Raw genomic sequence first — 20,598 nt, 5'->3', positions numbered from 1 at the left:
TCAGAGCACCTCGATCGTGGGTCCGGACGGCAGCTTGCGGCGGCAGTCGAGGACGAAGGGGGCGTGTTCGGCGACCAGTTCGTAGTCGAAGCTGTCGTGGTCGGTGAGCAGGACCACCACGTCGGAGGCCGCCAGTTCCTCCGCCGTGAGATCGACCCGCACCAGCCGGTTGTCCACCGGCAGGCTCTCGACCACGTGCGGGTCGGCCGCGCGGACCTGGGCGCCCATGTCCAGCAGCAGCTGGGAGATGCGCAGGGCGGGCGACTCACGGGCGTCGCCGGTGTTCTTCTTGTACGCCAGCCCGAGCAGCAGGACGCGCGAGCCGTTGACCGAGCGGCGGCGCTCGTTGAACAGGTCGCCGACCCGGCGGGTCACGTACTCGGGCATGTGGTTGTTGATGTCGTTGGCCAGCTCCACGAACCGGAAGCTCTGGCCGAGTTCGCGCTGCACCCGCCAGGACAGGTACGAGGGGTCGATCGGCAGGCAGTGGCCGCCGACACCGGGGCCCGGGGTGAACCGCATGAAGCCGAACGGCTTGGTGGAGGCCGCGTCGATGGCCTGCCAGACGTCGATGTCCAGGTGGTGGGCGAACATCGCGATCTCGTTGACCAGCGCGATGTTCACGTGCCGGAAGGTGTTCTCCAGCAGCTTGGCGAGCTCGGCCTCCTTGGGCGAGCCGACCGGCACCGTGGTGTCGACGAGCTCGTCGTAGAAGTCCTGGACGGCCTTGAGGGAGGACTCGTTGACGCCCGAGACGACCTTCGGGGTCTCCTTGAAGCCCCACACGGTGTTGCCGGGGTCGATCCGCTCGGGGCTGTAGCCGAGCTGGAAGTCGGTGCCCGCGGCGAGGCCCGAGCCGTCCTCCAGGATCGGGGCGAACATCTCCTGGGTCGTACCGGGATAGGTGGTCGACTCCAGGATGACGGTCGCCCCGGGTCTCAGGTACCGGGCGAGGGTGACCGCCGACTCGCGTATGTAGCGCAGGTCGGGGGTGCCCTCGTGCAGCGGGGTGGGCACGGTGACGACGGCGACGTCGAAACCGCCGCAGTCCCGGGCCGCCTCGCTCGGGCGGTAGGCACCGCTGTCCAGCGCGGCGCGGATCCGCTCGGAGGAGACGTCCTCGACGAAGGACTCACCGGCGGCGAGGCTCTTGACCCGGCGGGAGTCGACGTCGTAGCCGATCACCTCGTGACCGACCTCGGCGGCCCGGATGGCCAGCGGCAGACCGACATAACCCTGTCCAACCACGACGACACGCATCAGTGACTCCTGTTCGCGGAAGCGGTCCGCGGGGTGCTCCGGAAGAACTCCCGCGCCGTCATGAGAAGGAAGGCGGTGTTGGTGGTGACGTAGCGCCTGCCCAGCCGGCGCGGCTCCTGGAGCGCGCGGTAGAGCCACTCGACACCGAGCCGCTGCCAGGACGCGGGGGCCCGCTTGGTGACTCCGGCGAGGATGTCGAAGGAGCCGCCGACTCCGTGCACCACGCGGGCGCCGGTGCGGGCGCCGTAGGCCGCGGTGAAGATCTCCTTCTTCGGCGAGGTCATGCCGAGGAAGAGCATCTGGGCGCCGGACCGCGCGATGTCGCCGGCGATGGACTCCTGCTGGGAGTCGTCGAAGTAGCCGTTGCGGCTGCCGGCGACCTTGAGGCCGGGGAAGCGGTCGGCCACCCGGCGCAGCATCTCCTCCAGCACCTCCTCCTTGGCACCCAGGAAGTACACCGGGATGCCCGTCGACTCCGCCTCGGCCAGCAGCCTGAGGAACAGGTCGATCCCGGCCACCCGCTCGGGCAGCGGGGCGCGCAGCACCTTGCCGGCCCAGACCACGGCCTGGCCGTCGGCGAGGACCAGGTCGCAGCCCGACACGGCCTCGGCGAGCCGGGGGTCGCGCCGCATGTTCACCAGCTTCGCGGCGTTGACCACGCCGATCTCCAGCTGTCTGCCGTCCCGTACCGCGTCGAGGCAGCGCTCGACGGTCTGGTCCATGGTCAGCGGGTCCAGTTCGACCCCGAAGAGGGACTGCCGCTCGCTCATATCCGGCCCCCCTGCCAGGCGTGCAGCATCCAGCCGAACTCGTAGGGCCGGCACTCGCGGTCCACCGATACCGGGCGGTAGACCCGGTCCAGGGTCTTCAGCCGCAGGCCCGGAGCGACCCGGGTGCCCAGGCCACGGGCGGCGCGTACGGCCTTCTTCGGGTCGCCCCGGTAGACCTTGCGCCAGGTGACGCCCAGTTCGTCGAGGATCAACGGCTCCGGCAGTCCGGCCAGTTCGGGCACGTCCGTCATCCAGCCCAGACCCTTGCGGATGGCCGCGCCGAAGTCGCTGCCACCGGCGTCGGTGAGGTCGAACAGGGCGGTCGGCGCCATCGCGTGCTGGTGGACGCTGTAGACCGGGTAGCCCTCCACGACTCCGCCGGTGCGCGCGTCGTAGTGCCACCACCACTGTCCGCCGTCGCCCTGGAGTTCGCAGATCCGCTGGGCGCAGGCCTCGGCGGCGGCCAGCGCCTCCGGGTCGCCCGAGCCGTCGGTGGCGGCGTGCGCGCGGGCCAGAGCCTGGAGAGGGTAGGTCTGGTCGGCGAAGCAGGCCACATGCGTCCGGTACCAGGGCACCAGGCCCGGTCCGGTGGCGTGCGGGAAGAGCGGGCTGTCCCCGATCCGGGCCCGCAGCAGACGGTCACGAGCCGCGGAGAAACGTCTCTCCACGTCGACCGTGTCCCGGGCCGCCGCGAGCGCGGAGAGCACCCAGGCCGCCTCCACGGTGTACTGCGGTCTGCCCTCTTCGTCCAGGGCGTCGACCCGGGCGACGGCGTCGGACAGCTTGGGGTGTCCGGTCTCGGCGGCGGCCCAGGCGATGAGCGCCGCGTCCCCGAGGTTCGTCACGCCGGGCAGCGACTCGATCAGCAGGCCCGTGAACTCCTCGGCGGTGCGCCCGCCGAGGACCGCGCGCTGACGGTCCTCCGGGAGGAACCGGGCGCCGAGCGCGGTGATGGCCGCGTACCTGGTGCTGGTACCGCGCCGGTCCAGAGTCCAGGAACCGCCGGGCGTCTGCCGTCCGGCCATGGTGAAGGCGAAGGCCTCACCGCCGGGCAGCAGCATCGACGGCAGCCCCGACTCGGCGACCGTGAGCAGTCGCTGGGCCAGCGCGAAGAGCGGCGGCTCATCGCTTCTGAGCGCCGCCAGTCGTGTGATGGTCATGATTTGGGCACACCAACCCCCCTGTGGGTCCACTTTTTGCGCAGACTTGAGATCGCGCAGACTTGAGATCGCCCTGGCGCGGGCGGCCGAACGGCGTGAGGAATCGCCGATCGGGTTCAGAAATGACGGACGTCAGTCGTCAGAGCGGTGGGCCCGCCCTGTTTCAGGCACAGGCGTGTCCACCCGGTAACCCCCCCTGGGCACTGGTTCGTGTGCTCATTGTGCTGTGTCTGCACAGATCGCACACATGTTATGCCTGTAGATGTTCGAGGATTTGCGATTTGAGGGAAACAACAGGAGTCATGTGCGTTCGACGAGTTGTCCGTCCTTCTCGTCGTAGCGCGCTCCGGTCTCCGGGCACTCCCACCCGCCGGGCTCGCCCGCCCGTTCCGCAAGCCGTACGCCGGCCCGCCCGACCCAGCCGATCCGGCGGGCCGGGACACCGGCCACGAGGGCGAAGTCCGGCACGTCCCGGGTCACGACCGCACCCGCCGCGACCAGCGCCCAACGGCCGATACGCACCGGTGCCACACACACCGAACGGGCCCCCAGGGCGGCCCCCTCGGCCACCACGACCGCCACCGCCTCCCAGTCGCCGCCGCGCTTGAGGCGGCCTTCCGGATCGACCGAGCGGGGGGAGTGGTCGTTGGTGAGAACGGCGGCCGGACCGACGAACACCCCGTCGCCGAGGACCGCGGGTTCGTACACGAGCGCGTAGTTCTGGAGCTTCACGTTGTTGCCGATGCGTACACCCGGACCGACGTACGCTCCGCGGCCCACGATGCACCCGCTGCCGAGCCGGGCGTCCTCCCGGATCTGGGCCAGATCCCAGACCGTCGTCCCGTCGCCGACCACGGCCGTCTCGTCGACCTGGGCGGTCGGCTGCGTCTTGAAGTTCACCGGGCTGAACCCTTCTGCTCGTCGACGATGTCGACGGTGTCCCTGACGGACCGAGTCTGATCATCACACCGCCGGAATTCCAGCCTCCGTTTGAGGAGTGTGCGGAGCGTGGCGGGATCGGGTCGGATGCGGTGAGGGGCGAGAGGTGAGAGGAGCGTGGCGGGTTCAGGCCCGACGTGTTCAGGAGCGTGCCGACGTCGTGGAGTCACGCCGGACGCGGGTCGACGTGGAACTTCGGGCCCGGTCCCGCCCCGGCCGGGCGCTCGCCCGCGAGTACGGCGCCGATGGCGTCCAGTGTCACGGTGGCGGCCACGAGCGGCCGAGGGTCGATGACCTTCCCGGCGTACGCGGCGATGGTCGCGTCGAGCCCGGGGGAGGCCGAAAGGACGCCGATCGCCGTCACGTCCTTGAGGACGAGCGTGCGGGTGTCGATCCTGCTCGGCTCACCGGCCAGCCCGATGTACACCAGCCGCCCGCCGGGCTCCACCGACTCCTGCGCCAGCGCGGGCAGATGGACCGCGTTGGTGGCGTCCACGACGGCGTCGAACGGCAGGCCGGGCAGCGTGTCCTCGCGCCAGGCGTGCGGGAAGCCCAGGGAGCGCGCGAAATCCAGCGAGGTCTCGGTGGCGCCCATCAGGTGCACCTCCGCACCGGCGGCCCGGGCGAACATCGCCACCAGCAGACCGATGGTCCCAGGTCCGAGCACCAGCACCCGGTCGCCGGGCCCGGCCCCGGTGGCCCGCGCGGCCCGCAGGGCGTTGCCGCCGGGCTCGACCAGCGCGCCGAGCACCGGGTCCACCGAGTCGGGCAGCGCGTGCAACGAGCTTGCCGGGACGGCGAGTCGCTCGGCCAGCGCACCGGGCCGCCCGCCCCGGATGCCCACCTCCTCGCGTTTCTCGCAGACGTGCTGCCACCCGCGCCGGCAGCGGCGGCAGGTCCCGCAGCCCAGCATGGTGTCGCCCATCACCCGGCGGCCCACCCATCCCCGGTCGACCCCGGGACCCACCGCCCGGACCCGCCCGGCCCACTCGTGGCCCAGCCGCATCGGATAGCGGGCGTGCCCCTGGTGGAGGTAGGTCATGGCGCCCGTGTAGAACTCCAGGTCGGTGCCGCACACCCCGACCCGCTCGACGTCGACCACGACCTCACCGGGGGCGGCCACCGGCGCCGGTACCTCCAGGACGGCGTACTCGCCGGGTGCCGTCAGGACGAACGCGCGCATCTATGGGGCTCCTTCAGCGGACCGAGGGCTTCGCGGATCTCCTCGACGGCGTCGACCAGCGCGCCCAGGGGAGTCCGGTACGCCAGCGCGCTGACGCTCACCGCCCCGGAGGGTGCCGTCGGCGAGGTGCAGTACACGGGCAGGGCAAGGCAGTTGACGCCCGTCTCGTTCTCCTGGTCGTCCAGGGCGTACCCCCGCTCCAGGGTGGCCCGCAGCTCGCGGTGCAACTCCTCGGCCGCACACAGCGTTCGAGGGGTCCGCCGCTCCGCGGGCACCTCGCCGATCCATCGCCGTACGGCGTCCAGGGTGCCCAACTCATGGGCGAGCAGCGCCTTTCCCACCGCGGTCGCGTGGGCGGGGTTACGGCCGCCGACCGTGGAGGTGAGCCGGACGGTACCGGTGGGCGGGTCCACCTTCGCGCGGTACACCACCTCGTGGCCGTCCAGGACGGCGTAGTGGGCCGTCTCGCCGAACCGGGCGGCCAGGGTCTCCAACAGCGGCCGCAGACGCAGGTGTTCGGGGCGGGCCTCGTGATGCGCGAAGGCCATCCGCAGGAACTCGTCGCCGAGCAGATAGCGGCCGCGGGAGTCCTGGAGCGCGAGTCCGGCCCGGCGCAGCGCGGCCAGCGCCCGGTGCACGGTCGGCTTGGGGCTGCCGATCACCCGGGTGAGCTCGTCGAGCGCCACCCCGTCCGGATGCCGGGCGAGCTCCTTGAGGACGGCGAGCACCCGGTCCGAGCCCACCAGACGCGCACCCTCCGCGCGGTCCGTGACGGGGGCTGTCGAAGCGTGGGACGGCTGCGTATGCTGCATGGCGTTCCGGATAGTAGACCGCCGTGCCGATTACCGGAAAGAGCCGAGCGATGAGCCTTCGCAGCGCGCAGTGGTACGCGGGCCAGGACCGCAACGCCTACATCCACCGGGCCTGGATGCGCCGGGGCGTACCGGACGACGCCTTCACCGGCAGACCCCAGATCGCCATCGCCAACACCGCCTCCGACCTCACCCCCTGCAACGCGCATCTGAACGAGGTGGCCAGGTCCGTCCGCGACGGCGTGCACGAGGCGGGCGGCATCCCCCTCGACCTGCCCGTGGTGTCGCTGGGCGAGACCAACGTGCGGCCCACCGCCATGCTCTGGCGCAACATGGCGGCGATGGCCACGGAGGAGATGCTGCGCGCCAACCCCCTTGACGGAGTGGTCCTGTTGGGCGGCTGCGACAAGACGATCCCGTCCCTGCTGATGGCCGCCGCCTCGGTGGACCTGCCCGCCGTGGTCGTGCCCGGCGGGCCCATGCTGACCGGCACCTTCCGCGGCACCCCGCTGGGCTGCGGCACCGACGTGTGGCGGCTGTCGGAGGAGGTCCGCGCCGGCACCCTGTCCCAGGAGCAGTTCACCCGTTCCGAGTCCTCGATGATCCGCAGCCGCGGCCACTGCAACACCATGGGCACCGCCTCCACCATGGCCCTGGTCGCGGAGGCCCTGGGCACGGTCGTCCCCGGAGTGGCCGGGACCCCGGCCCCGGACAGCCGGCTCCTGGCGGCCGCGCACGGCACCGGGCGGCTCGCGGTGGAGCTGGTGGCCGGCGAGCGGCGCCCTAGCACCTTCCTGACCAAGGGCTCCTTCCACAACGCGATCGTGGCGCTGGCCGCGATCGGCGGCTCCACCAACGCGGTCGTCCATCTCCTGGCCATCGCCGGGCGGTTGGGCGTCGAGCTGACCCTGGACGACTTCGACCGCATCGGCTCCAGGGTGCCCGTCCTGGTCGACCTCCAGCCCGCCGGACGGTTCCTCATGGAGGACTTCCACCGGGCCGGCGGCCTGCTCGCCGTCCTGCGCGAGGTCGCCGACCTCCTGGACCCCGACGCGCTGACCGTCACCGGCAAGCCCCTGGTGGACCACCTCGCCGACGCCCCGATCTGGGACGCCGAGGTGATCAGGACCCGGGCCCGGCCGCTGGTCGAGGAGGGCGGCATCGCGGTCCTGCGTGGCAGCCTCGCCCCCGACGGAGCACTGATCAAACCCGCGGCGGCCTCCCCGCACCTGCTGCGGCACCGGGGGAGGGCGGTCGTCTTCGACAGCATCGAGGACTTCCACGCCCGCGTCGACGACCCGGACCTCGACGTCGACGCGGCCTCCGTCCTCGTCCTGCGCGGCTGCGGCCCCAAGGGCTACCCCGGTATGCCCGAGGTCGCCAACATGCCGTTGCCCACCAAGCTGTTGGAGCAGGGCGTGCGGGACATGGTCCGCGTCTGCGACGGCCGGATGAGCGGAACGGCGTACGGCACGGTCGTGCTGCACGTGGCCCCGGAAGCGGCGGCGGGCGGCCCGCTCGCCCTCGTCCGCACCGGCGATGTCATCAGCCTCGACGTCGAGGCCCGCCGCATCGACCTGGAGGTGCCCGCCGACGAACTCGCGGCCCGCACACCGGACACGGCCACCGTCGAGGGGTTCGCCGATCCACGGCGGGGTTGGGAGCGGTTGTACGTCGACCACGTCCAACAGGCCGACACCGGGGCCGACTTGGACTTCCTGATCGGGTCGAGCGGGTCGGAGGTCACTCGCGAGTCCCACTGACCGATCGCCGTAGGAGATCCCGACCGGTCGGGGCGGCCGTCAGCTCTCCTGGGCCCGCTCGTCCATCCCGGCCATCAACGCCTGGTGGCTGCGCCGCACATGCTCACGCATCACGCGTTCCGCGCCGTCGCCGTCCTTGGCCAGGATCAGGTCGAGGACGCGATGGTGCTCGTGGTCGGACTCGTTCAGCCGCCCCGGCCGGGAGAGCGAGGTGCGCACCAGGCGGGCGTACGCCAGCTGGTTCATGAGGGTGCGGTAGTGCGCCTCCAGCTTGGTGTTGTCGGCCCCTACGACGATCAGGTCGTGGAAGTCGTGCACCAGCCGCGCGTACTCCTCGGCGTCGCCCGCGCGCACCGCCTCGTCGGCGTCCCGCATGTTGTCGCGGAGGCGCTCCACCTCCGGCACGTTCCCCCGGAAGGCCAGCAGCCGGGCCGCCGCGCCCTCCAGCAGCTCCTTCATCTGGAACAGCTCGGTGATCTCCCGCCGTGAGGGCACCGCCACGAAGGTGCCGACCCGCGGCCGCACCTCGACCAGCCCCTCGATCTGCAACTGCTTGAGGGCCTCGCGGATCGGCGTACGGCTGACCCCGAAGGTCTCCGACAGCGCCATCTCGGAGAGGCTGGACCGCGGTGGCAGCTCACCCGTGATGATCATCTGCCGCAGCTCCTCGGCGACACGGGCCTGCATGCTGGTCTGCTGAAGCGGTTTCCGCGTCCTGGGCTGTTGCATGGTACGTGAACCTAGTGCGGGCCGGGGCGCGGAGTCAACCGCCTGCGGTGGGGTGCGAGGGACTGCCATGCAAGCGCGAGGATTCATGACCGGAGGATGAACGGGTCGCTCACCGGCTCCTCGCTGGTGTTGACCCACACGCTCTTCAGCCGTGTGTACTCCCGGATCACCTCCGTGCCGTGCTCGATGCCGGAGCCGCTGTTCTTGAACCCCGAGCGCGGGGACATCGGGGACATCGACCGGTAGGTGTTGGCCCACACGGTGCCCGCCTCCAGGCGCGACGCCATGCGGTGCACCCGGTTCACGTCCCGGGTCCAGATACCGGCCGCCAGACCGTACGACGAGTCGTTCGCGATGGCCAGGGCCTCCTCCTCGGACGCGAACGGCATCACCGTCGCGACCGGTCCGAAGATCTCCTCCCGGCAGATCCGCATCGAGTTGTCGGTGCCGGTGAAGACGGTGGGGGAGTAGAACCAGCCGGGCAGGCCGGGGTCGGGACGGCTGCCGCCGGTGACGACCTTGCCGCCCTCCGCGAGGCCCAGCTCGACGTACGACTCGACCTTCGCCAGCTGGTCCTCGATGGCCAGCGGGCCCAGCTCGGTGGTCTCCTCCAGCGGGTCGCCGATCCGGATGGTGGCGGCGCGGGCGGTGACGCGCTCCAGGACCTCGTCGTAGACGTCCCGGTGCACCAGGACCCGGCTGCCGGCCACGCAGGTCTGGCCCGCCGCCGCGAAGATGCCCGCGATCACGCCCATCGACGCGGAGGCGAGGTCGGCGTCCGGGAAGACGATGTTCGGGGACTTCCCGCCCAGTTCGAGCGTGCAGCGGACGAAGCGGTCGGCGCAGACGCGGGCGATACGGCGGCCGGTCTCGGTGGAGCCGGTGAAGGTGACCTTGGCGATGTCGGGGTGCTCGGTGAGGGGGCCTCCGGCGCTGGCGCCGAAGCCGGTGACGACGTTCACCGCGCCGGGCGGGAAGCCGGCCTTCTCGAAGAGCGGGGCGAGGGTGAGGAGGGACGCGGAGGTGTGTTCCGAGGGCTTGACCACGACGGTGTTGCCTGCGGCGAGGGCGGGGGCGAGCTTGGTCGCGGTGAGGAGGAGCGGGGAGTTCCAGGGGGTGATCGCGCCCACCACGCCCACCGGTTCGCGCAGGGTGTAGTTGAGGAGGTCGCGGCTCGCGCCGGGGATGACCTCGCCGTGGATCTTGTCGGCGAGGCCCGCGTAGTAGTGGAAGTACTCGGGGAGGCCCGCGAGTTGGGCTCGCATCTCGCGCAGGAGCTTGCCGTTGTCGAGGGTCTCGGTGCGGGCGAGTTCCTCGGCGTGTTCTCCGATGAGGTCGGCGAGGTTGCGCAGGAGGCGGCCTCGGCGGGTCTGGCTCAGGTCACGCCAACTCGGGTTCTCGAACGTGGTGCGGGCGGCTTTCACTGCGCGGTCGATGTCCTCGGCGGTGCCGTTCGCGGCCTCGTACCAGGGTTCGGCGGTGGTGGGGTTGATGCTCCGGAAGTACTGGCCGGATGCGGGTTCGGTCCAGTCACCGGCGATGTAGTGGTCGTAGCGGTGCATGCGGCTGGCTCCTCGGCTGCGGGTCGTTTGTGGTTGCTCGCGCAGTTCCCCGCGCCCCTACAAGAGGGGCGCGTCCAGGATCACGTCGGTCAACTGGTGAGGGCGCTCCAGTGGGAGCAGATGGCGCGCACCCGGCACGATCACCGCACGAGCGTCGGGGATCCGGTCGGCCAGCAGGCGGGTCATCGCCGGAGTCGAGCCCGGGTCGTCCTGGCCTGTCACCACCACCGTGGGCGCCTTGATCCCGGGCAGCCCGGGCCACAGGGATGCGTCCGCGGTGGCGAACACGTCGTAGCAGGCCAGGTAGGACGTGGGATCGTTGCTCAGCAGGGTGGTGAGGACGGACCACGCCAGATCCGGCTCGCGGGCCCGCCAGTCCTCGGAGAACCAGCGCTCCACGGCGGCACGGGCCGATCCGGCGAAGTCCTGTCGCGCCCGCTCCCTGCGACCCGCCACCGCCTCCCGCTCCTCCTCCGAGCGCCCCGCGACCGAACTGACCAGAGTGAGCGCGGACGTCAACTCGGGCTGTGACAGAGCCAGTTGCTGGGCCACCAGCGCCCCGAGCGAGAAGCCCACCACATGCGCCGGGCCGTCCATCACCTCCGCCACGTCCCCGGCCAGTTCCGCCAGCGACACCCCCGGCTCCGCCGCCGGTGAGGCACCGTGCCCGCGCAGGTCCACCAGCGTCACCCGGTGCCGTTCCGCCAGGGCGGGCAGGCACCGGGACCACATGCCGCGGTCGAGACCCACGCCGTGCAGCAGCACCAGGTCGGTGCCCTCGCCGTGGGTCTCGTGGCTCAGCCTCACTGTTCCGTCGACAGCGGGGCCAGCCTCGCCTGGGGCCTGCCCTGGGCCGCCGCCGCCAGGCCGATCACGATCTCGTCGGCGCGGGGTCCGTCCGGAACGCGGACCTCGATGCTCTGGTGGTGTGAACGGACCGTGGCGTCGGTGATGTGCTTGAGCGGGATGTCGAAGACCGTCCCGGCCGCCGCCCGCTTCTCCACCGCCGGGAGGAGCGTCGTGGCGTTCGCCGCCTTGCGGAAGTGGTCGCCGAACTTCAGCGTGTGGATCAGCCCCGAGCCGTGCTCGACCTCCCCGTCCAGACCCACGATCGCCGCCTTGCCGTACGCCTCCACCGGCGCGCCCAGGGCCTCGACCACCCGCGGGGCCAGCAACTCGCCCAGCTTCGGGGCGACTTCGTCGATGCCGGGCAGCAGATCCGGCACGAAGCCCTGGCCCGCCCACGGGTTCTCGATGACCGCGAGCACCACCGCCGTACGGGCCGGCGGGTCGACCGGTCGGCCGCCCTCGCTGTGGATGTCCTCGGTGTAGGTGATGATCTTGCGGATGTTCATCGGGCGGTCTCCATCGGAAGGTCGGCGAGGCGGACCACGGGGTCCGTACGGCGGTCCCCGATCCGGGCGTTGGGGCGCGGACCGGACGCGGCGGCGGCGATCACGACGATCTCGTCGGGGCGGGGCGCGTCCGGGATCCTGATCTGGACGGTCTGGTAGTGCGAGCGGGTCGCGGCGGCCGTCTTGTGCCACAGCGGGACGGTCAGCGGTTCGCCCGCCGGGAGCTGGTCGTCGCTGAACACGATGATCGAGGTGCCCTCGGTCAGCTCCCGCAGGACGTTGCCGAAGTACGGCGTGTGGATCAGGGCGCCGCCGTGCTCGCTCTCCCCGTCCAGGCCGACCACGGCCGCCTTGCCGAAGGCCTCGACGCGGTCCACACCGCCGAGTTCGGAGAGCAGACGGTCGGTGAGCAGCTGCGCCAACTCCGGTGCCAGCGCCTCCACTTCGGGCTGGAGGTCGGCGACGAAACCGCGCCCTGCCCAGGGGTTGCGGATCACCGCGGCCGCCGCGACCCGTCGTACCGGAGAGGCGACCGGACGGCCGAGCTCCAGCAGGACCTCGTCGACCACGGTCACCACCTTGCGGACACCCGCCGGGCCGGTCACGCGGTGAACTCCGGCATGACCTTGTCGGCGAAGAGCTCCAGGCTGCGCATCGCCTTGCGGTGTTCGAGCCCCGGGTGGGTGGTCCACAGCAGCAGATGCTCCAGTCCCACCTCGTCACGCAGCTCGGCGATCTTCTCGGCGACGTACTCCGGCGTGCCGACCAGGAGATTGCGGGAGTGCAGGAAGTCGAACGACAGCTCGTGGGCGTCGGTCAGCTCCTCGCCGGCCTCCATGAGGTTGCTGAGACCGCGCCAGTGCATGATCCAGCGGTACGTCGTCATCAGCGCCTCCTCGAAGTCGGCGCGCGCCTGTTCCATGGTGTCGGCCACGTACACGTCCCGCACCAGGCCGATGCCCTCGCCGAGCGCGTACGCACGGCCCGAGGCCTCGCTCGCCGTGGAGCGGTACAGCTCGAAACGGTCCTTGAGGGCGGAGACCGGGGGCAGCCAGAACATGCCCTGCACACCGTCCGCCGCGGCCGCTTGTATGGAACGCGGGCTGTCGATGACCTGCCACAGCGGAGGGTGCGGGCGCTGCAGCGGGAAGGGTGTGACCTGCATCTTCGTGATGACGCCGTCGGTCGTGTAGGCGTCCGTGGCGGGGGAGAGCGGGTGGTTCCACTTCACTCCGGGCGCCGGGAACTCGTAGAAGCGGCCCTTGTGGGAGAAGAACTCGCCGCTCCACGCCTTGCGGAGGATCTCCACCGTCTCGTCGTACAGGGCCCGGTTCTGCTCCTGGTCACGGGGGTCGGCGAGGGCGTTGAGGTTGAGGGCCTCACGGCCGTAGAGGCCCCGGCCGAGGCCGACCTCGACGCGGCCCCCGGAGAGCTGGTCGAGCATCGCGATGTCCTCGGCGAGCCGCAGCGGGTGCCAGAAGGTGGCGATGGAGGCCGCCTGGCCGATCCGGATCGTCGAGGTGCGGGCGGCGATGTCGGCGCCCATCAGGACCGGGTTCGGGGTGATCTCGATCGCCTCGTGCCCGAAGTGGTGCTCGGTGTACCAGGTGGACCAGAACCCGGCCTGTTCGGCGGCGACCGCGAACTCCCGGGCCTCGTCCATGACGTGCGCGTACTCGCCGAGGCGTCCGGGCGCTCCGAGGTTGTGGAATATCGAGAACCGCATCGAGTGTCCTTTCGACTCCGGCTGTGCCATGCAAGCGAGGCTAGGAGTCGCTCCGTGGTCCGTCAAGGGTTCATCCCCCGGGAACAAGCATGACCTGTGTATTTGCTACACCCACCTGCGGATTTCGAGCTTTTGTGACGGGGGTGTTGACACGATACTGCGGTCTCTTTACCGTCCTCTGCCATACAAGAGCTGACCGATGGGACCGCCATGACCCACACTCTTGACCGCTCCTCCCTCCTCCGTTCCGCCTGGCGGGCCGCCTGGGACCAGGGGAAGGTGGACGCGCTCGACGACCTGCTCAGCCCCGCCTATGTCCGTCGCAGGGGACCCGCCGGCGCCGCCCAGAGCCGCGACCAGTTCAAGGACTCCATCCGGGCCGTCCGCGAGGCCTTCCCCGATCTGCGCACCGAGATCGAGGACGTCGTCGAGGACGGCGACCGGATGGCCGTCCGCTGGCGCAGCACCGGCCGGCACACCGGCGCCTTCCTCGGCGTGCCGCCCACCGGGAAGCCCGTCGAGATCTCCGGTGCGACCTTCGCCCGCTTCGACGGGACTGCCGTCGCCGAGGAGTGGGTGACCTTCGACTCCCGGCAGCTCCTCGAAGCGCTCGGGATCATCACCACCGCCCAACAGGCCGCCGTGGACCCGGACCTGGTGCGCGGGGTGCACCGCAAGTTCATCACCGGCGTCACGGTGGTCACCACCGACGACGACGGCACGCCCCGGGGCCTCGCGGTCAACGCCTTCTCCAGCATCTCCCTGGACCCGCCGATGGTCCTGGTCTGCGTCCAGCGCAGCTCCGCCACCCACCCCGCCCTGCACCGCGCGAGCCACCTCGGCATCAGCATCCTGGCCGCCGACCAGCTCGACGTGGCCAAGGTCTTCGCCGGCAAGGGCGAGGACAAGTTCTCCCAGGTCTCCTGGACGCCGGGGTCGCACGGCGCCCCGCTGCTCGACGGCTCCTGCGCCCAGCTGGAGGTCGAGATCGGTGAGCGGCTCGAAGCCGGCAGCCACACCGTCTTCACCGGCCGGGTGGTCACCGCCCGCCACGACGACCTCGCCCCGCTGGTCTACAGCGGCGGCGGCTTCTTCGACATCTCGCACACGGCGCCCCTGCCGTGGTGACCCTCGTGAAGAGCTCGACGAGCAGGAGCACCGCATGACAGAAGGAACACCGGCGCCGGCCTACGGCAGCGCGGTCACCAAGGTCGAGCCCTTCGGCGTCGACCACATCCCCGACAACGAGCGGCACGGCAAGCCCAGTTCGCAGTTCTTCGTCTGGTTCGCCGCCGGGCTCAACTTCCCGATCATCCTGCTCGGCTTCAGCGCGGCCTGGTTCGGGCTGAGCTTCGGCGCCGCCGTGAGCGCCATCGTGATCGGGGCCGCGCTCGGCTCCGTGCTGATGGCCGTGATGTCCCGCATGGGCGTACGGCTCGGGGTGCCGCAGCAGATCCAGGCGCGCGGCCCGCTCGGCTTCTTCGGCAACTTCCTGCCCGTGGCGTACATCAACGTCTTCGCCGGCATCGGCTGGGCCTCTGTCACCGTCATCCTCGGCGGCAAGGCCTTCGCCGAGCTGACCCATCTGCCGTACTGGCTGTGCGCGGCCGTGCTCACGGCCGTCGAGTTGGTGGTGTCGATCTACGGCTACAACATGATCAACTACCTCCAGCGCATCCTGACGTACGTCCTGACACCGCTGTTCCTGCTGATCACCGTGGTCGCCATCGTGCGCGGCGGCAGCTTCTTCCACGCCGACCCGAGCGCGGACGGCTATATCGGCTCCACCGGCGGCCTGATCACCTTCGGCGGCTGGTTCCTCTCCTTCCTCGTCGCCTGGGCGCCCTTCGCCTCCGACTACTCCCGCTACCTCCCCGACACCCCGGAGGTCATCGGCCGCACCGCCTGGTACACCGGCCTCGGCAACTTCGTCACCATCGCCTGGCTGGGCATCCTCGGCGTGGTCGTCGGCGGCAGCGCCACCAGCTCCGACTCCATCACCGCGCTGCACGAACTGGCAGGCCCGTTCGCCGTCCCCGCGCTGATCGCCGTCGGCCTGTCCGCGCTCGCGCAGAACTTCCTGAACGTCTACGGCGGCGCGATCTCCGTACAGACCCTGAAGATCCCGGTCACCCGCTCCCAGGCGGTCACCGTCATCTGTCTGCTCGCCTACGCCATCAGCCTCTGGGGCGAGTCGGGCACGGAGGACAAGTTCAAGGTCTTCCTCAACCTCACCGCCTACTTCATCGCCCCCTTCGCGGCCGTGCTGCTCCTCGACTTCTACCTCGGCGGCCGCTCCGACCCGTCCCGCATCGAGGAGTTGTACGACCGTCGCCGGGTCCTGGACTGGGGCTTCGTCGCCTGGGCGGGCGGGGTCGCCGCGTCGGTGCCGTTCTGGCAGTCCAGCTTCTACACCGGGCCCTTCTCGAAGGCGTTCCCGGAGGCCGGCGACCTGAGCATGTTCGTGGCGGGCGGCGCGGGCGCGGTCCTCTACCTGCTGACGTACCGGCTGAAGTCGCTGTGGGTCTCCTCCGGCGCGACGGCACCGGCGATCCCGGACAACAGGGCGTCCGCGGACGTCTCCTGACGGCACATCAGGGCCGGGCACCGCTGGTGTCCGGCCCTGCGGCTTGCGCGGTCCTTCCCGCCCTGTCAGCCCCGGGGGTCCGGTCGCCCTTACGATCGAGTCCGCGGCCACGGCTCGCGTCCCGTTCGCGGGCACGAACTCGATCCCCGGGGAGGAACTGTGATCGCCGTCGTCGGCGCGGGACTGATGGGTGCGGCCACCGCCTGGCAACTGGCCCGGCGCGGCCACGAGGTCACGCTGATCGAGGCGTACGACGTCGGCCACCGGCACGGCAGTTCGCACGGCAGCTCACGGATCTTCAGGCGGGCGTACGCCGACCCCTTCTACGTACGACTGACCGGGCTGGCGAAGGAACAGTGGCGGGAACTGGAGGACGACTCCTCAACTCCCTTGCTGCGCACGACCGGTGGCCTCGACGTGCGGGAGGGGCGCGATCCGCGGGCGCTGGCCGAACCGCTCCGGGCGGCGGGAGTGCCGTACGAACTCCTGGGCCCGGAAGCCGCGTCGGAGCGCTGGCCGTACATCCGCTTCACCGACCCGGTGCTCCACCACCCGGACGCCGGGGTGATCGACGCCGACGAGACCGTCGGTGCCTGTGTGCGGCGGGCGGTCGAGCACGGTGCGCAGGCGGTCGTCGGCGCCCGGGTCACCGGCTTCGACGTACGGGGCGATGCGAAGGTGCTGCTGCACACGGACCGTGGCCACGAGATCGTCGCGGACACGGTGGTGGTCGCCGCCGGTGCCTGGCTGCCCGGGCTCGGTCTGCCCGTACCGCTGCCGCCGCTCCGGGTCACCCAGCAGCAGGTGTTCCACTACCGCCGGCGGGACGCGTCCGCCGGGTGGCCGACGCTCGTCTGGGACGGGGAGCTGCACCTGTACGGCCTGCCGTCGGGGAGCGACGGCGGGCCGTTCCCGGCCGTGAAGGTCGCCGAGCACGACCGCGGCACCCCCACCACCGCCGACAGCCGCACCGGCGTGGTCGACCCGTCGTCGCGGGAGCGGGTGAGCGGATTCGTCCGCGACCGGCTCCCCGGACTCGACCCCGAGCCCGTCGCCGAGGCGACCTGCCTCTACACGGCCACCCCCGACGAGGACTTCGTCCTGGACCGGCACGGCCCGTTCGTGATCGTCTCCCCGTGCTCCGGGCACGGCGCCAAGTTCACCCCGCTCGTCGGGGCGATGGCCGCCGACCTCGCCACCGGCCGCACCGGGCCCGACCCGCGTTTCCGGCTCGACCGAGTGGGCTAGGACGCGGCTCTCGGCGAGACGGCCCAGCGGATCGGCATCGTCGGGACCCGTGATCCTCGCCACCGGCGTCCGGTGACCGCCTCGTGGACGCCCTCTTGACGTGCGCCAGGAGCAGATCGACACTCCAGATGGGAATCCTAGTGAACAGGTAGGGAAACATGGGGCGCCTTGAGTCGGCCGTCGGCCGAGTGAGCCGTACGTCCGGGCCTTCGCCTCTCCTCACCTCCCGCCGTCACATCGATCTGCAGCGGGTCTGCAGCGCGATCGGGCCCCTGGGCTGAGCCCGGCCGCCCTTCGCCGCACCCGACCGGGACCACCGCTGCCGCCACGCACGGGGGACGGCCGCCGCTCCCGCCCGACGACGCTTCCGCCGCGCGTACGTCTGCGCACCGACACCCGGGGAGACCCATGTCCGTCACACCGCTCGCCCACATCCCGGTCACCCACCCGGCCGCCGTGTTCCGGGGCCGCATCGGCCAGGACGCGCGCAGTGGGCACTACGCCGTGCCGCGCCGCTACCGCCTCCATCTGGCCGCCGCCTGCGCCGACGGACTGCGCATCGCCGTCGTGCACAGCCTGCTCGGCCTCGACGACATCTGTCCCGTGACCTTCCTGGACCCGATCCCCGACTGTCCCGACGGAGGCCACTCCGCGCTGCGCCCGCTGTACGAGGCCAGCGCGCACCGGTACACCGGCGCGGCCCTCGCCCCGGTGCTCAGCGACGACTGGTCGGGGCGGATCGTCAGCATCCACGCCACCGACATCACCCGCGACCTGGCCCGGCACTTCGGCGGCGGCCGCCCCGCGCTGTACCCGTGCGGGGCGGAGTCGGAGACCGAGGCCGTCGAGCGGATGTGCCGGGGCATCGGACAGACCGCCCAGCACGCCGGATCCGCCGGCGGAGACGCGGCCGAGCGGTCCGCCGCACTGGAGCAACTGCTGGACTCCCTGGGCTCGTTGGAGCGCTGGCTCGTCGGACGCGAGTACCTGATCCGGGATCACCTCACCGCCGCCGACGTCGAGTTGTGGGTCACGCTGGTCCAACTCGACACCGTGCACCGCTACCACCTGGACGCCGGCGCGGTGCAGCGCATCGCCGACCATCCCGTCCTGTGGGACTACGCCCGCCGCCTGGCCGCCCACCCGGCCTTCGGCACCCACCTCGACCTCGACGGCATCGCGCGCAGGCACCACGCCCACTGCCGGGGCCTGGAGGCCGCGGGCGCCGCCGTGCAGATCCTGGACTGGGCCGCGCACGCCGGCCGGGCCTCCTAGAGGCTCCTGGCGTCCCAACTGCCGGACCGGCGTTGACACAGGTCCTGACAATTGCCTTTACTTCCGCTCACAAGGGTCCTCGACCCCCGAGAACGATGACGGTGACTCCCATGCGCGCAGCTCCCAGGACGGCCTCCCGCCGCTCCCAGGGCTGCGCGCTGCCGTACGGCGACCTCCTCGTCGCCGATCGCGCCGTCGACCTGCTCCGTGTGAGCAGCGCACTGTGTACCGCGCCGGGCCGTGCCCGCTGTCAGGGCTGACCTTCTCCTTCAGCCCCCGCGTTCCTGACGCACACCGCCCCCGCGGTGTGCCGCCGTCCGCCCAGCCCCGGTTACCGTGCGTTCCCCTGTGCCGCGCTTCCTCGCCGTAGCGTGCCGTGTTCGCCGTGCCCGGGACATCCGACTCTCCGCCGGAGCTCCCTCATGAGTGAACCCCCAGGCGCCGCCGTGTCCGTCACCGAGGCACCGCCGCGGACCGACGCCCCGTCAGAGCAGCTCGCCGCACAGCGAGTTCTGCCGCTCAGGCGACCGGGACGCTGGATCGCCACCGGCGTCGTCCTGGTCCTGGCGGCCCAGTTCGTCCACGGGCTGGCGACCAACCCGTTCTACCAGTGGGACCGCTTTGGCTACTGGTTCCTGCGGCCGACCGTCCTCGACGGACTGCTCATCACTCTCGAAGTCACCGCCTACAGCGCGGTGTTGGGACTCCTGGGCGGCATCCTCCTCGCCCTCGCCCGGCTCTCCAGGAGCCCGGTGCTGCGGGCGGTGAGCTGGACCTACGTGTGGGCCCTGCGCTCGATACCGCTGATCGTGGTCCTGCTCTTCCTCTACAACTTCTCGGCCCTGTACAAGACGTTGAGCGTCGGCGTCCCCTTCGGGCCGGCCTTCTTCTCCTTCGACGAGTCCCGGCTCGCCACCGACATGGTCATCGCCGTCATCGGCCTCAGCCTCAACGAGGCCGCCTACGCCGCCGAAGTCGTCCGCGGCGGCATCCTCTCCGTCGACCAGGGCCAGCACGAGGCGGCCTCCGCGCTCGGTCTGCCGAAGGGTTACCAGTTCCGCAGGATCGTCTTCCCGCAGGCCCTGCGCTCCATCACCCCGAACTACGTCAACCAGCTCATCGGCCTCATCAAGAGCACCTCGCTGGTCTTCTACGTCTCCCTCCTCGACCTGTTCGGCACCGTGCAGTCCATGGGCTCCACCTACCCCGGCGACATCGTGCCGCTGCTGCTGGTCGCCACCGTCTGGTACCTCATCCTCACCAGCGCCGTGTCCGTCGTGCAGTTCTACGTCGAGCGCCACCACGCCCGGGGCGCCACCCGCTCCCTGCCGCCGACCCCGCTCCAGAAACTGTGGTCAGGTCTCGCCGACCTGAGGGCCCGCATCCGCCGGGAGGCCGCCGTATGAGCGTCACCGACATCACCCCCGTCGCCCTCGAAGTGCACGGCGTGCACAAGTGGTACGGCGCCCACCGCGTCCTGAACGGCGTCGACCTGACCGTCCGCCCCGGCGAGGTCACCGTGATCCTCGGCCCGTCGGGCTCCGGGAAGTCCACCCTGCTCCGGGTCATCAACCACCTGGAGAAGCCGGAGGTCGGCTACGTCAGCGTCAACGGCGAACTGATCGGCGTACGCAGACAGGGCGAGCGCCTCAAGGAGCTCAGCGAGCGGGCCATCCTGGCCCAGCGCGGCCGGATCGGCTTCGTCTTCCAGAACTTCAACCTGTTCCCGCATCTGACCGTGCTGGACAACGTGGCCGCCGCGCCCGTGGCGACCGGGAAGCTCGGCAAGGCGCAGGCCCAGGAGCTGGCCCGGGAACTCCTCGGGCGGGTCGGCCTGGGAGACAAGACCGGCGCCTATCCACGGCAGTTGTCCGGCGGCCAGCAGCAGCGTGTGGCCATCGCCCGCGCGCTCGCCCTGCGCCCCGGCGTCATCCTCTTCGACGAGCCGACCTCCGCGCTCGACCCCGAACTCGTCGGCGAAGTCCTCGCCGTCATCAAGGACTTGGCGACCAGCGGCACCACCCTCGTCATCGTCACCCACGAGATCGGCTTCGCCCGCGAGATCGCCGACCGGGTCGTCTTCATCGACGGCGGCCACATCGTCGAACAGGGTCCGCCCTCCGAGGTCCTCGACCGGCCCCGGCACGAGCGGACCAGGGACTTCCTGAGCAAGGTGCTCTGAACTCCCCAGCAAGGTGCTCCGAACCCCCCTCTCCTTTCTGTCTCTTC

The 20,598-nt window shown here is 71.1% G+C and carries 21 protein-coding genes; 9 read left to right on the top strand and 12 right to left on the bottom strand.

Going from position 1 to position 20,598, the window contains the following annotated elements:
- The 6 genes from G3I78_RS09300 to G3I78_RS09275 form a co-directional block, all read right to left on the bottom strand.
- A complete protein-coding gene (locus G3I78_RS09300; protein WP_164422358.1) occupies positions 1–1,260 on the bottom strand; it encodes a nucleotide sugar dehydrogenase in 1,260 nt (419 codons plus the stop codon).
- Entirely contained in the window at positions 1,260–2,030 is a 771-nt protein-coding gene (locus G3I78_RS09295; protein WP_164422357.1) for a WecB/TagA/CpsF family glycosyltransferase, read from the bottom strand. Before G3I78_RS09295 ends, G3I78_RS09300 begins: the two co-directional genes overlap by 1 nt.
- The gene (locus G3I78_RS09290) at positions 2,027–3,190 is read right to left on the bottom strand and encodes a hypothetical protein (protein WP_164422356.1); all 1,164 of its coding nucleotides are present in this window, start codon (positions 3,188–3,190) and stop codon (positions 2,027–2,029) included. Before G3I78_RS09290 ends, G3I78_RS09295 begins: the two co-directional genes overlap by 4 nt.
- Positions 3,191–3,490: 300 nt before the next feature.
- A complete protein-coding gene (locus tag G3I78_RS52810; RefSeq protein WP_164422355.1) occupies positions 3,491–4,090 on the bottom strand; it encodes an acyltransferase in 600 nt (199 codons plus the stop codon).
- Positions 4,091–4,295: 205 nt separating this feature from the next.
- Positions 4,296–5,312 carry an alcohol dehydrogenase catalytic domain-containing protein gene (locus G3I78_RS09280; RefSeq protein WP_164422354.1) on the bottom strand — a complete coding sequence of 339 codons (1,017 nt, stop codon included), beginning with the start codon at positions 5,310–5,312 and terminating at the stop codon, positions 4,296–4,298.
- Positions 5,294–6,124, bottom strand: coding sequence for an IclR family transcriptional regulator (locus G3I78_RS09275; RefSeq protein ID WP_164422353.1), 831 nt, complete (start codon positions 6,122–6,124; stop codon positions 5,294–5,296). The genes G3I78_RS09280 and G3I78_RS09275 overlap by 19 nt, the downstream gene beginning before the upstream one ends.
- A gap of 50 nt (positions 6,125–6,174) precedes the next feature.
- On the opposite strand from G3I78_RS09275, the gene G3I78_RS09270 reads away from it, so the two are divergent.
- Positions 6,175–7,887, top strand: a complete 1,713-nt coding sequence (locus G3I78_RS09270) for an IlvD/Edd family dehydratase (RefSeq protein WP_164422352.1) — start codon at positions 6,175–6,177, stop codon at positions 7,885–7,887.
- A 39-nt stretch (positions 7,888–7,926) separates the two neighbouring features.
- Here the strand turns inward: G3I78_RS09270 and G3I78_RS09265 are convergent, their stop codons facing one another.
- From G3I78_RS09265 to G3I78_RS09240, 6 genes are all read right to left on the bottom strand, one after another.
- Positions 7,927–8,616, bottom strand: coding sequence for a GntR family transcriptional regulator (locus G3I78_RS09265; protein ID WP_164422351.1), 690 nt, complete (start codon positions 8,614–8,616; stop codon positions 7,927–7,929).
- A gap of 83 nt (positions 8,617–8,699) precedes the next feature.
- Positions 8,700–10,178 (bottom strand): aldehyde dehydrogenase, encoded by a 1,479-nt coding sequence (locus G3I78_RS09260; protein WP_164422350.1) that lies wholly within the window; start codon positions 10,176–10,178, stop codon positions 8,700–8,702.
- A gap of 57 nt (positions 10,179–10,235) precedes the next feature.
- Positions 10,236–10,985: an alpha/beta fold hydrolase gene (locus tag G3I78_RS09255; protein WP_343243694.1), complete on the bottom strand. Its 750-nt coding sequence runs from the start codon at positions 10,983–10,985 to the stop codon at positions 10,236–10,238.
- Positions 10,982–11,533 (bottom strand): amino acid synthesis family protein, encoded by a 552-nt coding sequence (locus G3I78_RS09250; RefSeq protein ID WP_164422349.1) that lies wholly within the window; start codon positions 11,531–11,533, stop codon positions 10,982–10,984. Before G3I78_RS09250 ends, G3I78_RS09255 begins: the two co-directional genes overlap by 4 nt.
- Positions 11,530–12,138, bottom strand: a complete 609-nt coding sequence (locus G3I78_RS09245; RefSeq protein ID WP_164422348.1) for an amino acid synthesis family protein — start codon at positions 12,136–12,138, stop codon at positions 11,530–11,532. Before G3I78_RS09245 ends, G3I78_RS09250 begins: the two co-directional genes overlap by 4 nt.
- Entirely contained in the window at positions 12,135–13,259 is a 1,125-nt protein-coding gene (locus G3I78_RS09240; protein WP_164422347.1) for an LLM class flavin-dependent oxidoreductase, read from the bottom strand. Before G3I78_RS09240 ends, G3I78_RS09245 begins: the two co-directional genes overlap by 4 nt.
- A gap of 210 nt (positions 13,260–13,469) precedes the next feature.
- Between G3I78_RS09240 and G3I78_RS09235 the strand changes: the two genes are divergently transcribed.
- The 8 genes from G3I78_RS09235 to G3I78_RS09205 all read left to right on the top strand — a co-directional run bounded on the left by G3I78_RS09235 (position 13,470) and on the right by G3I78_RS09205 (position 20,551).
- Positions 13,470–14,387, top strand: a complete 918-nt coding sequence (locus G3I78_RS09235; RefSeq protein ID WP_164422346.1) for a flavin reductase — start codon at positions 13,470–13,472, stop codon at positions 14,385–14,387.
- A gap of 34 nt (positions 14,388–14,421) precedes the next feature.
- Positions 14,422–15,846: a cytosine permease gene (locus G3I78_RS09230; RefSeq protein ID WP_164422345.1), complete on the top strand. Its 1,425-nt coding sequence runs from the start codon at positions 14,422–14,424 to the stop codon at positions 15,844–15,846.
- 159 nt (positions 15,847–16,005) lie between these two features.
- Positions 16,006–17,094 (top strand): FAD-dependent oxidoreductase, encoded by a 1,089-nt coding sequence (locus tag G3I78_RS09225; RefSeq protein ID WP_164422344.1) that lies wholly within the window; start codon positions 16,006–16,008, stop codon positions 17,092–17,094.
- Positions 17,095–17,252: 158 nt separating this feature from the next.
- Complete coding sequence (locus G3I78_RS53155; RefSeq protein ID WP_343243693.1) at positions 17,253–17,375, top strand: putative leader peptide; 123 nt, start codon at positions 17,253–17,255, stop codon at positions 17,373–17,375.
- Positions 17,376–17,502: 127 nt separating this feature from the next.
- Positions 17,503–18,369, top strand: coding sequence for a glutathione S-transferase C-terminal domain-containing protein (locus tag G3I78_RS09220; RefSeq protein WP_164422343.1), 867 nt, complete (start codon positions 17,503–17,505; stop codon positions 18,367–18,369).
- A gap of 110 nt (positions 18,370–18,479) precedes the next feature.
- A complete protein-coding gene (locus G3I78_RS09215) occupies positions 18,480–18,629 on the top strand; it encodes a hypothetical protein (protein WP_164422342.1) in 150 nt (49 codons plus the stop codon).
- 162 nt (positions 18,630–18,791) lie between these two features.
- Positions 18,792–19,775, top strand: a complete 984-nt coding sequence (locus G3I78_RS09210; protein ID WP_164422341.1) for an amino acid ABC transporter permease — start codon at positions 18,792–18,794, stop codon at positions 19,773–19,775.
- Positions 19,772–20,551: an amino acid ABC transporter ATP-binding protein gene (locus G3I78_RS09205; RefSeq protein WP_164422340.1), complete on the top strand. Its 780-nt coding sequence runs from the start codon at positions 19,772–19,774 to the stop codon at positions 20,549–20,551. The genes G3I78_RS09210 and G3I78_RS09205 overlap by 4 nt, the downstream gene beginning before the upstream one ends.
- Positions 20,552–20,598 lie beyond the last annotated feature (47 nt).

The sequence above is a fragment of the Streptomyces sp. SID13726 genome (assembly GCF_010548375.1).
Taxonomy (GTDB): Bacteria; Actinomycetota; Actinomycetes; order Streptomycetales; family Streptomycetaceae; genus Streptomyces.
This window is presented reverse-complemented; position numbering and strand designations above follow the sequence as displayed.

Bases quoted from the DNA above. Each gene is read 5' to 3' on its own strand.
- G3I78_RS09300 (WP_164422358.1), bottom strand. From the start codon at position 1,260: ATGCGTGTCGTCGTGGTTGGACAGGGTTATGTCGGTCTGCCGCTGGCC.
- G3I78_RS09295 (WP_164422357.1), bottom strand. From the start codon at position 2,030: ATGAGCGAGCGGCAGTCCCTCTTCGGGGTCGAACTGGACCCGCTGACC.
- G3I78_RS09290 (WP_164422356.1), bottom strand. From the start codon at position 3,190: ATGACCATCACACGACTGGCGGCGCTCAGAAGCGATGAGCCGCCGCTC.
- G3I78_RS09280 (WP_164422354.1), bottom strand. From the start codon at position 5,312: ATGCGCGCGTTCGTCCTGACGGCACCCGGCGAGTACGCCGTCCTGGAG.
- G3I78_RS09275 (WP_164422353.1), bottom strand. From the start codon at position 6,124: ATGCAGCATACGCAGCCGTCCCACGCTTCGACAGCCCCCGTCACGGAC.
- G3I78_RS09270 (WP_164422352.1), top strand. From the start codon at position 6,175: ATGAGCCTTCGCAGCGCGCAGTGGTACGCGGGCCAGGACCGCAACGCC.
- G3I78_RS09265 (WP_164422351.1), bottom strand. From the start codon at position 8,616: ATGCAACAGCCCAGGACGCGGAAACCGCTTCAGCAGACCAGCATGCAG.
- G3I78_RS09260 (WP_164422350.1), bottom strand. From the start codon at position 10,178: ATGCACCGCTACGACCACTACATCGCCGGTGACTGGACCGAACCCGCA.
- G3I78_RS09250 (WP_164422349.1), bottom strand. From the start codon at position 11,533: ATGAACATCCGCAAGATCATCACCTACACCGAGGACATCCACAGCGAG.
- G3I78_RS09240 (WP_164422347.1), bottom strand. From the start codon at position 13,259: ATGCGGTTCTCGATATTCCACAACCTCGGAGCGCCCGGACGCCTCGGC.
- G3I78_RS09235 (WP_164422346.1), top strand. From the start codon at position 13,470: ATGACCCACACTCTTGACCGCTCCTCCCTCCTCCGTTCCGCCTGGCGG.
- G3I78_RS09230 (WP_164422345.1), top strand. From the start codon at position 14,422: ATGACAGAAGGAACACCGGCGCCGGCCTACGGCAGCGCGGTCACCAAG.
- G3I78_RS53155 (WP_343243693.1), top strand. From the start codon at position 17,253: ATGGGGCGCCTTGAGTCGGCCGTCGGCCGAGTGAGCCGTACGTCCGGG.
- G3I78_RS09220 (WP_164422343.1), top strand. From the start codon at position 17,503: ATGTCCGTCACACCGCTCGCCCACATCCCGGTCACCCACCCGGCCGCC.
- G3I78_RS09215 (WP_164422342.1), top strand. From the start codon at position 18,480: ATGCGCGCAGCTCCCAGGACGGCCTCCCGCCGCTCCCAGGGCTGCGCG.
- G3I78_RS09210 (WP_164422341.1), top strand. From the start codon at position 18,792: ATGAGTGAACCCCCAGGCGCCGCCGTGTCCGTCACCGAGGCACCGCCG.
- G3I78_RS09205 (WP_164422340.1), top strand. From the start codon at position 19,772: ATGAGCGTCACCGACATCACCCCCGTCGCCCTCGAAGTGCACGGCGTG.